The 10,914-nt window shown below is 64.2% G+C and carries 12 protein-coding genes and 1 rRNA gene; 1 reads left to right on the top strand and 12 read right to left on the bottom strand.

Annotation, left to right across the window (positions count from 1 at the left end; all coding sequences use genetic code 11):
* Both A5736_RS23090 and murA read right to left on the bottom strand, forming a co-directional pair.
* Positions 1-64: ribosomal RNA gene (locus tag A5736_RS23090) — 16S ribosomal RNA — on the bottom strand; the annotation flags it as partial.
* A 292-nt stretch (positions 65-356) separates the two neighbouring features.
* Entirely contained in the window at positions 357-1,610 is a 1,254-nt protein-coding gene (murA, locus tag A5736_RS23085) for a UDP-N-acetylglucosamine 1-carboxyvinyltransferase (protein WP_076060299.1), read from the bottom strand.
* A gap of 72 nt (positions 1,611-1,682) precedes the next feature.
* On the opposite strand from murA, the gene A5736_RS23080 reads away from it, so the two are divergent.
* Positions 1,683-2,273 (top strand): cob(I)yrinic acid a,c-diamide adenosyltransferase, encoded by a 591-nt coding sequence (locus A5736_RS23080; RefSeq protein ID WP_076248817.1) that lies wholly within the window; start codon positions 1,683-1,685, stop codon positions 2,271-2,273.
* Positions 2,274-2,301: 28 nt separating this feature from the next.
* Here A5736_RS23080 and A5736_RS23075 read toward each other — a convergent pair whose 3' ends face one another.
* Genes A5736_RS23075 through A5736_RS23030 form a run of 10 tightly spaced genes read right to left on the bottom strand, consistent with a single transcriptional unit; the run spans position 2,302 to position 10,688 of the window.
* Positions 2,302-2,745 carry a DUF2550 domain-containing protein gene (locus A5736_RS23075; protein ID WP_076127018.1) on the bottom strand — a complete coding sequence of 148 codons (444 nt, stop codon included), beginning with the start codon at positions 2,743-2,745 and terminating at the stop codon, positions 2,302-2,304.
* 6 nt (positions 2,746-2,751) lie between these two features.
* Positions 2,752-3,117 (bottom strand): F0F1 ATP synthase subunit epsilon, encoded by a 366-nt coding sequence (locus tag A5736_RS23070; RefSeq protein ID WP_076060295.1) that lies wholly within the window; start codon positions 3,115-3,117, stop codon positions 2,752-2,754.
* A gap of 24 nt (positions 3,118-3,141) precedes the next feature.
* Entirely contained in the window at positions 3,142-4,608 is a 1,467-nt protein-coding gene (gene atpD / locus A5736_RS23065) for a F0F1 ATP synthase subunit beta (protein ID WP_076127016.1), read from the bottom strand.
* A gap of 20 nt (positions 4,609-4,628) precedes the next feature.
* Positions 4,629-5,546: a F0F1 ATP synthase subunit gamma gene (locus A5736_RS23060; RefSeq protein ID WP_076248815.1), complete on the bottom strand. Its 918-nt coding sequence runs from the start codon at positions 5,544-5,546 to the stop codon at positions 4,629-4,631.
* Between the two features lie 6 nt (positions 5,547-5,552).
* Positions 5,553-7,244: a F0F1 ATP synthase subunit alpha gene (gene atpA / locus A5736_RS23055; RefSeq protein ID WP_076248813.1), complete on the bottom strand. Its 1,692-nt coding sequence runs from the start codon at positions 7,242-7,244 to the stop codon at positions 5,553-5,555.
* Between the two features lie 55 nt (positions 7,245-7,299).
* Complete coding sequence (locus tag A5736_RS23050) at positions 7,300-8,640, bottom strand: F0F1 ATP synthase subunit B/delta (RefSeq protein WP_076248811.1); 1,341 nt, start codon at positions 8,638-8,640, stop codon at positions 7,300-7,302.
* Positions 8,641-8,646: 6 nt separating this feature from the next.
* Positions 8,647-9,165 (bottom strand): F0F1 ATP synthase subunit B, encoded by a 519-nt coding sequence (locus A5736_RS23045; RefSeq protein ID WP_076127006.1) that lies wholly within the window; start codon positions 9,163-9,165, stop codon positions 8,647-8,649.
* 20 nt (positions 9,166-9,185) lie between these two features.
* Positions 9,186-9,431, bottom strand: coding sequence for a F0F1 ATP synthase subunit C (locus tag A5736_RS23040; RefSeq protein ID WP_066928722.1), 246 nt, complete (start codon positions 9,429-9,431; stop codon positions 9,186-9,188).
* A 47-nt stretch (positions 9,432-9,478) separates the two neighbouring features.
* Positions 9,479-10,234, bottom strand: a complete 756-nt coding sequence (gene atpB / locus A5736_RS23035) for a F0F1 ATP synthase subunit A (protein ID WP_076060285.1) — start codon at positions 10,232-10,234, stop codon at positions 9,479-9,481.
* Positions 10,227-10,688: an ATP synthase subunit I gene (locus A5736_RS23030; RefSeq protein ID WP_076248809.1), complete on the bottom strand. Its 462-nt coding sequence runs from the start codon at positions 10,686-10,688 to the stop codon at positions 10,227-10,229. The genes atpB and A5736_RS23030 overlap by 8 nt, the downstream gene beginning before the upstream one ends.
* Between the last annotated feature and the right edge of the window lie 226 nt (positions 10,689-10,914).

Here is a 10,914-nt window from a genome sequence, read left to right as displayed (position 1 = left end):
CGACTTGCATGTGTTAAGCACGCCGCCAGCGTTCGTCCTGAGCCAGGATCAAACTCTCCAAACAAAAACCCCTCGATAACGAGGTGAATTTACAATCAGAGATACCTGACAAGACGCCAATACTCTGGCATCAAAAAACGACCATACCCACACACGGGGGGTGCAAAGTATGGTCAAAAAACAACAACAAAAATAAAAACACCAAACACACTATTGAGTTCTCAAACAACACTCACGCTTGTTTTCGCCCGCTTCGGGGCAACCCTGCCAGCTTAATATAAGTCCGGCAGAGGAGTCAAGCCCCGGTTTCGGTCGGCTTCAAGTGGCGACCGCGCCTGTTGGGCAACAACTTCCGACTACTCTACCCGTTCGATCTCGGCTCCCAAAATGGCCAGGTTCTCCACGAACAGCGGGTAGCCGCGGTCGATGTGGAAGACGTCGTGCACCTCGGTGTCGCCGTCCGCGACCAGCCCCGCAAGCACCAGGCCGGCGCCGGCGCGGATGTCCGAGCACCACACCGGGGCGCTGGAAAGTTGCGGCAGGCCGCGCACCACGGCGTGGTGGCCGTCGGTGCGAGCGTCCGCGCCGAGCCGGATCATCTCTTCGACGAAGCGGAAGCGCGCTTCGAAAACGTTCTCCGTGATCATCGAGGTGCCGTCGGCGATCGACGCCAGGGCGATCGCCATCGGCTGCAGGTCCGTAGGGAAACCGGGGAACGGCAACGTGGCAACGTTGACCGCCTTCGGACGCTCGTACTGGGTCACGCGGAAGCTGCTGTCCGTCTGGGTGACCGTCGCGCCGGCGTCGTGCAATTTGTGCAGCACCACCTGAAGATGCGCCGGGTCAACGCCCGTCACCGAGATGTCCCCACGAGTCATAGCGGCGGCGATGCCCCAGGTGGCCGCGACGATGCGGTCCCCGATCACCCGGTGCTCGGTGGGATGAAGGCGCGGAACGCCGGTGATGGTCATCGTCGGCGACCCGGCGCCTTCGACCTGCGCGCCCATCTGGTTCAACATCGTGCACAGATCGACCACGTCGGGTTCCCGCGCGGCATTGTGAATCGTGGTGACACCCTCGGCGACGACGGCGGCCATCAGGATGTTCTCGGTAGCCCCCACCGAGGGAAACTCCAACTGAATCTCCGCGCCACGCAGCGCGTCCGCTTGCGCCACCACGCATCCGTGCTCGATGTTGCAGTGCGCGCCCAGCTGCCGCAGACCCGCCTGATGCATGTCCAGCGGACGCGATCCGATCGCGTCACCACCGGGCAACGCGACCCTGGCCCGCTTGCATCGCCCGACCAGCGGCCCCAGCACGCAGACCGAGGCCCGGAACTGGCGTACCGCCGCGAAGTCGGCGTCGTACTTCGGTTCGTCGGGCGAGGTGATTCGCGCGGTGTCGCCGTCGAGTTCGACGGTCGCGCCCAGACCGCGCAAGACCTCCGCCATCAGCGGCACGTCGAGGATGTCGGGGCAATTGGTGATGGTGCTGGTGCCTTCAGCCAGCAGCGTCGCGGCCATGAGCTTGAGCACGCTGTTCTTGGCGCCTCCGACAGCGACTTCGCCTGACAACCGGTTGCCGCCGGTCACCACGAATCGCTCGGACACGGGCGTCAGTGTAGTGAAGCGGGTGGCGCCTTGTCAGTCAGCCGAGGCGGTCCGCCGAGTACCGTTTTGCTCATGGCGATACATCTGACCCGCATCTATACGCGAACCGGCGACGATGGGACCACGGGATTGAGCGACTTCTCGCGGGTCTCGAAAAACGACGCACGGCTGGTGGCATACGCCGACTGCGACGAGGCCAACTCGGCGATCGGCGTGGCGATCGCCCTGGGTCAGCCGGACAAGGAAATCGCGGACGTCTTGCGGCAGATCCAGAATGACCTGTTCGACGCCGGCGCCGATCTGTCTACCCCCGTCGTGGAAAACCCCGAATACCCTCCGCTGCGCGTAACCCAGGCCTACGTCGACCGGCTCGAAAAGTGGTGCGACACATACAACGAGCCGTTAGCAGCATTGAATTCCTTTGTGCTACCAGGCGGTTCGCCGTTGTCGGCTCTGCTGCACGTCGCTCGCACAGTGGTGCGGCGGGCCGAGCGGTCGGCGTGGGCCGCGGTCGATTCCCACCCCGAGGGCGTCAACGTGCTGCCGGCGAAATACCTCAACCGGCTCTCGGATCTGCTTTTCATCCTGTCGCGGGTGGCCAACCCCGACGGCGACGTGCTCTGGAAACCCGGCGGCGGCGCGCAAGCTGACACGAGCGGCTAATCGGCTCGGCTCCTTAGGTTATAGACGATCAGACGCTGCGACGACGCGCGCGCGGCGACGGGCGGGATTCCAGCCACGACAAGAACGCGGTCAACGCGCCCTGATCCAACGCGAGCTCATAACCCGACCTGCGGTCCTGCGTCGTGTCACGCAGTTCTAGGACCACGATCTCGTCGGTCATGATGTCGAACTCGTCGCCACGCGGCGCACGCCGGGCCACGATCTCCACACCGCGCCGGCTAAGCCGACGATCGGGCCACAAACGCAGGCTGGACAACCGGTAGAACGCCGCCTCGCCGCCCCGGTAGCGGATCACGCCGTGCCGCCAGCCGTGCCCACCCACCGCGGGGATGTCCCGCATGATTCCCGCCGTTCCACCCTGGCGCAGCTTCCACAACCGATAACTCAACCCAACGACGGCCGCCGCTAACAGGACGACGAGCACGACCATGCCGACCATGGGCGCGCTCATCGGCGGTCAGTCGATCGCGCCGACGGCGCGCAGTCTGGCGCGGCCCCTCGCGGCGATGCGGGGATCGTCGGACTCCGAATCTTCCTTCGCGGCGGCCTCGTCGATCTCCGACTCGAACTCCGCTGACTCGGCAAGAACGGTGACGGTCTCCTCGGTTACCGACAGGAAGCCGCCGTCCACCGCGATCCGCAGATCGTCTTCGCCTTCCCGCTCGACGCGCACCATGGCGTCGTCGACCAGTTGCGCCACCAACGGGATGTGGCGGGGCAGGATGCCGATTTCGCCGACGGTGGTGCGGGTGAACAGGAACGTCGCCTCGCCCGACCAGATCTTTCGGTCGACGGCGACGATCTCAACATTCAATTCCGCCATGCCACAACGCCTTTCGACTCAACCTCAGGAATCCAGCTTGGCGCCGAAGCTTTCGGCTTTCTTGGCCAAGTCGTCGAGCCCGCCGATCAGGAAGAAGGCCTGCTCGGGTATGTGGTCGAAGTCGCCCTTGGACAGCTTGTCGAACGCCTCGATGGTCTCCTTCAGCGGCACCGTCGAACCCGGCTGACCGGTGAACTGTTCGGCCGCCATCATGTTCTGCGAGAGGAACCGCTCGATGCGCCGGGCGCGCTGCACCAGCTGCTTGTCCTCTTCCGACAACTCATCGATACCCAGAATGGCGATGATGTCCTGAAGGTCCTTGTAGCGCTGCAGGATTCGGATGACTTCCTGCGCCACGCGGTAGTGCTCGTCACCGACGACACCCGGGTCGAGGATCGTCGAGCTCGACGCCAGCGGATCGACGGCGGGGAAGATGCCCTTGGAGAACACCGCACGCGACAGCTCCGTGGTGGCGTCCAGGTGTGCGAACGTCGTCGCCGGCGCCGGGTCGGTGTAGTCGTCGGCAGGCACGTACACCGCTTGCATCGACGTAATCGAGCGGCCCCGCGTCGAGGTGATCCGCTCCTGCAGCTCGCCCATCTCGTCGGCCAGGGTGGGCTGGTATCCCACCGCCGACGGCATACGACCGAGCAGGGTCGACACCTCGGATCCCGCCTGGGTGAACCGGAAGATGTTGTCGATGAACAGCAGAACGTCCTGGCCCGCCTCGTCGCGGAACCATTCGGCCATCGTCAGCGCCGACAGCGCCACTCGCATACGGGTGCCGGGCGGCTCGTCCATCTGACCGAACACCAGGGCGGTGTCCTTGAGCACGTCGGCTTCCTTGAGCTCGACCCATAGGTCGTTGCCCTCGCGGGTGCGCTCCCCCACCCCGGCGAAAACCGAAGTCCCACCGAAGTTTCGGGCAATACGGTTGATCATCTCCTGGATGAGCACCGTCTTGCCGACGCCGGCGCCGCCGAACAGCGCGATCTTGCCACCACGCACGTACGGGGTGAGCAGGTCCACGACCTTGAGGCCGGTCTCCAGCATCTCGGTGCGGGGCTCGAGCTCTTCGAACGCCGGCGGCTTGCGGTGAATCGACCAGTGGTCGAACTCTTCTCCGTATCCCGGCTTGTCGAGGCAGTACCCGAGGGCATTGAAGACATGGCCCTTGACGCCCTCACCGACCGGCACCGAGATCGAGTTGCCGCTGTCGGTTACCTCGACGCCCCGCACCAGGCCGTCGGTGGGCTGCAGCGAAATGGTGCGCACCAGGTTGTCGCCCAGGTGCTGCGCAACCTCGAGCGTGAGGGTCTTCTTGAGCTCCTCGAAGGTGATGTCGGCGTTCAGCGCGTTGAACAGGTCCGGGACGGAGCCGCGCGGGAACTCGACGTCGACGACGGGCCCGGTAACCCGTACCACGCGGCCGTTGGTGTCGGAGTTCCCGGACTTCCCGCCGTCTTTGGTCTTCTCGTCAGTGGCAGTCATGTTTCTTCTTCCTCGTGGTGCTACTTAGCGTCGGCGAGTGCGTTTGCGCCGCCGACGATTTCGCTGATCTCCTGGGTGATCTGGGCCTGCCGCTCGCGGTTCGCCATCAGCGTCAGATCCTTGATCAAATCGTCTGCGTTGTCGGTGGCCGACTTCATCGCACGTTGGCGGGAAGCCAGCTCCGATGCCGCGGCCTCCAATAGCGCCGCGTAGACACGGGTGGTCAGGTAGCGCGGCAGCAACGCTTCGAACAGCGTCGTCGCATCCGGCTCAAACGAATACAGGGTGTGCAGTTCGGGCTCTTCCTCGACGTACTCCACCACCAGCGGAGCGATGCGGTGGGCCACCGCCGTCTGCGACATCATCGACTTGAACTCCGAGTAGACGATGTGCAGTTCATCAACACCCTGGTCGCCCTCGTCGTCCCCCGACTCGTCGTCGCCGGCACCCATCATGAAAGTGTCGACCAAGGTGGACCCGATCTCCGCGGCGTTTTCGTACTTGGGTTGCTCGGAGAATCCAGTCCACGAATCGGTGATGTCCCAGTTGCGGAATTTGAAGTAGTTCAGCGCTTTACGGCCCACCGTGTACAGAACCGGCGTCTTTCCTTCCTCCCGCAGCAGGGAGAACAGCTCCTCGGAGCGACGGAAGACGCTGGAGTTGTACGCACCACACAAACCGCGGTCGGAGGACACCACCAGGACGCCGGCCCGCTTCGGTTCTGCCCGCTCGACCAGCAAGGGGTGATCCAGGGCGGCTTCGGCGGACAGGGTGGTCAGCGTCGAGGTGATCTGCAATGCGTACGGCCGTGCGGATTCCAGGCGAGTCTGCGCCTTACCGATGCGCGATGTCGCGATCATCTCCTGAGCCTTGGTGATCTTTTTGATCGACCCGGCCGACCGAATGCGGCCGCGTAATTCGCGAAGTGTGGCAGCCATCGTTAGCTACTTCTTGTCCTTACCGGAGTCCTTCTTGGAGTCCTTGGATTCCTTCTGATCCTTCGGCTTCTCCTTTTTGACTTGCACCGACTCCTTTTCCAGCTCCTCCTCTTCCATCGGCTCGACGTGCTCGTCGGGGACCACCGACCCGCCGTCGCTGGCCGCGAAGCCCTTCTTGAAATGCTTGATGATCTCGGTGAGTTGGTTCTCGCCCTCTTCGGAGAGCTTCTGGCTGTCGCGGATCCCGGCCAGGAATTTCTCCTCGGAGGCCCGCATGTGGTCCAGCAGCTCGGTTTCGAAGCGCCTGACGTCCTCAACGGGCACGGAATCCAGGTGGCCGCCGGTGCCCAGGAAGATCGAGACCACCTGCTCCTCGACCGGCATGGGCTGGTACTGCCGTTGCTTGAGCAGTTCGACCAGCCGTTCGCCGCGATCCAGCTGTGCCTTGGACGTGGCGTCCAGGTCGGAAGCGAAGGCCGCGAACGATTCCAGTTCGCGGTACTGCGACAGGTCGAGACGCAGCGAACCCGCGACCTCCTTCATGGCCTTGATCTGTGCCGCGCCGCCAACGCGGGACACCGAGACGCCGACGTTGATGGCCGGCCGGACACCCTGGTTGAACAGGTCGGACTCGAGGAAGCACTGCCCATCGGTGATCGAGATGACGTTGGTGGGGATGTAGGCCGAGATGTCGTTGGCCTTCGTCTCGATGATCGGCAGCCCCGTCAGCGAGCCGCCGCCCAGGTCGTCGGAAAGCTTCGCGCAACGCTCCAGCAGCCGCGAGTGCAGGTAGAACACGTCGCCCGGGTAGGCCTCGCGACCCGGGGGGCGGCGCAGCAGCAAGGAGATCGCGCGGTACGCCTCGGCCTGCTTGCTCAAATCGTCGAAAACGATCAGCACGTGCTTGCCGTCATACATCCAGTGCTGGGCGATCGCCGAACCGGTGTAGGGCGCAAGCCATTTGAAGCCGGCGGAGTCTGAGGCGGGCGCCGCGACGATGGTGGTGTAGTCCATCGCGCCGCCTTCTTCCAGAGCACGGCGGACGGCCGCGATGGTGGTCCCCTTCTGCCCGATGGCGACGTATACGCAACGCGCCTGCTTGCGCTCGTCGCCCGACTCCCAGTTCTGCCGCTGGTTGAGGATGGTGTCGATGCAGACCGCGGTCTTGCCGGTCTTGCGGTCGCCGATGATCAGCTGACGCTGGCCGCGGCCGATCGGGGTCATCGCGTCGATAGCTTTGATTCCGGTCTGCAGCGGCTCTTTCACGCCTTGACGCTGCACCACCGACGGCGCCTGGATTTCCAGCGCGCGCCGCACGTCGGTGTCGATGTCACCGCGCCCGTCGATCGGCTGGCCCAGCGGGTTGACAACCCGGCCCAGGAACGCGTCGCCGACCGGGACCGACAACACTTCGCCGGTGCGCTTGACCTGTTGGCCTTCTTCGATTTTCTCGAACTCACCCAGGATCACCGCGCCGACGCTGTGCTCGTCGAGGTTCAGTGCGACCCCGAGCACCCCGCCCGGGAACTCGAGCAGCTCCTGGGTCATGACCGACGGCAAACCTTCGACGTGCGCGATGCCGTCCCCGGCGTCGACGACGGTACCGACTTCCTCGCGGGAGGTGTCGGAGGTAAAGGAGCCTACGTACTCCTCGACAGCGCTCTGGATGTCGTCAGCCGAGATTGTCAACTCTGCCATGGCTTTTCGTTCTTCCTACTTGATCGTCGTTCGCGTGGGTTGTGGTTCGGGTGTTTCAGTCGGGTAACTGAGCTTTGGCCGCGGCCAGACGGGACGCGAGCGTACCGTCGATCACCTCGTCGGCCACGGCGATGAGCAGTCCACCCAGCAGTTCGGCGTCGATCTGGAGATGCACCGTGACCGGATGACCGTAGATGCGGCTGAGCACTTCGGTGAGGCGTGTGCGCTGGGCAGCGCTGAGTTCGGCCGCGGCACTGACTTGTGCGACGATTTCGCCGCGCCGCGCCACCGCCACCTCCGCCAGGAGCTTCATGGCCTCCTCGGCCGGCTCGCCCCTCAGCAGCTCGACGGTCTGGGTGAGCAACGCCCTCGCGATCGGGGTGACGCTACCGCTAGCGCTGTCAAGCACCTTGCGCAGCAACGCAACCCGTCCCTCAGCGGGGGCGGCGTAGTCGCCTAGCAGGATGCCGAGGCGGGGCTGCGCCTCGAGGATGCGGGAAAACCGGAACAGTTGGTCTTCCACGGCATCGACCCGATCTTCACGCTCTGCGACTTCGAGCAGCGCTTGCCGCGACACGTGCTCGAGGGCATCGACCAGATCGGAATTGGCCGACCAACGCTCCGAGACGGCCAACCGCAGCACGTCGAGCGTGGCATCACCGACCTTGCCGGATACCAGCCGCTCGATCAGCCGGACGCGGGGGCCCGCGTCCTCGGCAGGCACGGTGAGATAGCGGGTGACAACGATTTCGCGGTCCAGCATTTGGGCTACCGACACCAGCTCACTAGAGAGAGTGGTAAGCCCCTTGTTGTCCAGGTCCTTGGCCAGGTCGTTGAACCGCTCCGACAGGTCGCCCAGCGCCAGCCGACTGGCCGAGCGCATCTTCTTCAGCAGCGGGTACTCGACCTCGGCCGACGCGGGCGCCATCTCGTCGAGCTCGTCAAGAAACCGGTCGACCGTCGCCGCCTGCTGGTCCGCATCGGCAACATAGCTGCGCACCAATTCGCCTGCCTGGCGCACGGATTCATGGCCTAGCTCCAGGCGAAGCTGACGGGTGAGCTGGGTCCGCATCAGCTCGATCTGGCTGGCGCCCTGCGCCTTGATGCGTTCGGCCTCGACATCGGCCTGGGCCTGCAATTGCTCGGTGATGCGTACGGCGTCCGCCTTGGCCTCTTCGACGACCCCCTTCGCCTCTTCCTTGGCGGCTTCCACGGCCTTGCTGTGTGCCTCGGTCGACTCGGTCAACCGGGTGGCGGCCGCGGCCGAGTCCTCCAGCTGCTGGCGCACCGCGCTCTGCCGGGCGGTCATCAGGTTGCGCACCGGCGGCACGACGTACCGCACCACCAGGAACACGATGACCGCGAACCCGATTAATTGTCCGATGAAGGTCGACATTGATGATTACCTTGTCGCGGCCGAAGTGGTTACGTCGACGCCGAGGATCCGGCTGGCCAGGGTCGCCGACATCGTTCCGACGTTGGCGCGCAGATCCAATTCCACTGCGTCCCTTTCCCGTTTCAATTGCTCGGAGGCCACCTGCACCGTCGACATCACCTCTTGCTCGGCACGGGCCCGCGCGTCTTCGACGACCTTGCGGCCGTCCGCGCGCGCGTCGTCGCGGAACGACGATGCCTGCACGCGGGCTTCCTTCATGGCCGCCTCGTAATCGGCCTGCGCCGCTTCGAACTGCTCGGCCGATTTCTTGTTGTCGGCAGCGGTTTTGGCGACCATGGCGTCGCGTTCGCGCAGCACCTTCAGGATTGGCGGCACCACGAAGGTGCCGATGACGGCGAGCACGATCAGGAAGATGGCCAGCACAAAGAAGAAGGTGCCGTTGGGGACCAGGAAGTTACTGCCGCCCTTGCCGCCCTCTGCTACCGCCTGGCTGGCCGCCAAAACCATAGGGTTCACTTCACCCATTGCAACCCATCACAGCCGAACTACGTGACGGGGGTGGCGAAGACGAACAACGCCATGAACGCCAGGTTGATGAAGTAGGCCGCCTCAACCAGACCGACGGTGATGAAGAACGGCGTAAACAACCGGCCCTGCGCCTCGGGTTGCCGGGCGATACCCGAAACCAGCGCGTTACCGGCGATACCGTCACCGATACCGGCTCCGATTGCGCCGCCACCCATGATGATTCCACCGCCGATGAGAGCACCGGCAGCGATAGTGGGGTCCATTCTTTCCTCCTTTATGTGGTGGCTATCTGGTAGCGGTCTACCAGGTTTCAGTCATGGTGCTCCTCGAGCTCCATGGCTTGGCTGAAGTACAAGATCGTCAGAATCGAGAAGATGAAGGCCTGGATCGCCCCGACGAACAAGTCGAACGACTTCCAGATCGCGTTGGGCGCCCACATGATGTACGGCGGGAACATCGCGATCAGCGCGACCAGGATGCCGCCCGCGAAGATGTTTCCAAAGAGTCGGAGCGACAACGAGATCGGCTTCGCCAATTCCTCGACGACGTTGATCGGCGCCAGAAATGCCACGTGCCCCTTGAGCACCTTGATCGGGTGCCCGACGATGCCGCGGCGCCAGATCCCGGCCACGTGATAGCAAACGAACACGAAAAGGGCCAGCGCCAGAACGTAATTGATGTCCGCCGCCGCCGACTTGAGCAACTCGGTGGTGTGCCCGGATTTATCGGTGTACTGCAGGGGCAGGACCGACAGCCAGTTGGAGATCAGGATGAACACAAAGATCGTGACCGCCAGCGGCAGCACGAACGGCGCGATGCGCATCCCGACCGCGGCCTCGATCTGGTTGCGCATCTGGATGGTGAGCGCCTCCCAGAACAATTGGACTCCGCTGGGAACGCCACTCGACGTGATCTTGGCGCGCAGGAAGAAGGCCAGGGCGATCACGATCACCGCCGCGATCGCGGTCGACAGGACGGTGTCGGTGTTGACGGTCATTCCGAGCCAGGTCGCGGTGGTGTGCTCGCCGACCTCGATTTGGGACCCGGCCAGGATCGTCTCAGTCATCGCTGGTGTTCCCTTCTTCCGCATCCGAGCCGGTCGCCGCCGGCTCGCCGGTGCGCAGCTTCTTCCAGACCGGCAGCGCGGTCGACGCGACGAGCAGCACCTGGAAGAGCGCCAGCCCGAACATCGCACCCAAGCCGTTCGGCCGGAAGACGTAGGCAACGACTAGCGCGACCACGGTGATGATCGCCAACCGTGTCGCCGAGTTGAGCGCCATCGAGCTCTTCAGTGGGTGCTCTTTCGCGGTGATCGAGGCGACCGAACGCCGCACCAGCAGTGCGTTGAGCAAACCCAACAGCAACCCGACGCCGAAGAACACACCGAGCATGAGGTGACCGGACAATCCGGCGGCCAGGATCGCCAGCGCGGTGATTCCGACGCTGATAACAAACAGCCGAACCGGACGGAAAGCAACAGAGGGGAACACCAACGGCGCGTCCTGCGCTGGTGTCGTCACTGCAGCACCTCAATCCCAGGTAGTGGAGCGGAAGTCCCCCGACCGACCGATCGGTGGCCCGCCGAGCGTATCGCACGTCACACTGGAATCACCCAAGGGGTAGCTCCCTTTGTCGGTCGTGAATCGGCGCGACCGGATAAGCGTCCGGCGGGCCGGCTGGCCGGCAACCCTCGAGGCTTCATTTCGGGGTTCTACCAGCACCGTATCATACGGTGACCGAAACTAC

This window comes from Mycobacterium sp. SP-6446, from assembly GCF_001954045.1.
GTDB lineage: Bacteria > Actinomycetota > Actinomycetes > Mycobacteriales > Mycobacteriaceae > Mycobacterium.
Note: the sequence above shows the minus strand (reverse complement) of the source record. Positions and strands in the feature narration are given on the sequence as shown.

Coding starts and splice junctions, on each gene's coding strand:
- A5736_RS23080 (WP_076248817.1), top strand. CDS start 1,683: ATGGCGATACATCTGACCCGCATCTATACGCGAACCGGCGACGATGGG.
- A5736_RS23075 (WP_076127018.1), bottom strand. CDS start 2,745: ATGAGCGCGCCCATGGTCGGCATGGTCGTGCTCGTCGTCCTGTTAGCG.
- A5736_RS23070 (WP_076060295.1), bottom strand. CDS start 3,117: ATGGCGGAATTGAATGTTGAGATCGTCGCCGTCGACCGAAAGATCTGG.
- atpD (WP_076127016.1), bottom strand. CDS start 4,608: ATGACTGCCACTGACGAGAAGACCAAAGACGGCGGGAAGTCCGGGAAC.
- A5736_RS23060 (WP_076248815.1), bottom strand. CDS start 5,546: ATGGCTGCCACACTTCGCGAATTACGCGGCCGCATTCGGTCGGCCGGG.
- atpA (WP_076248813.1), bottom strand. CDS start 7,244: ATGGCAGAGTTGACAATCTCGGCTGACGACATCCAGAGCGCTGTCGAG.
- A5736_RS23050 (WP_076248811.1), bottom strand. CDS start 8,640: ATGTCGACCTTCATCGGACAATTAATCGGGTTCGCGGTCATCGTGTTC.
- A5736_RS23045 (WP_076127006.1), bottom strand. CDS start 9,165: ATGGGTGAAGTGAACCCTATGGTTTTGGCGGCCAGCCAGGCGGTAGCA.
- A5736_RS23040 (WP_066928722.1), bottom strand. CDS start 9,431: ATGGACCCCACTATCGCTGCCGGTGCTCTCATCGGCGGTGGAATCATC.
- atpB (WP_076060285.1), bottom strand. CDS start 10,234: ATGACTGAGACGATCCTGGCCGGGTCCCAAATCGAGGTCGGCGAGCAC.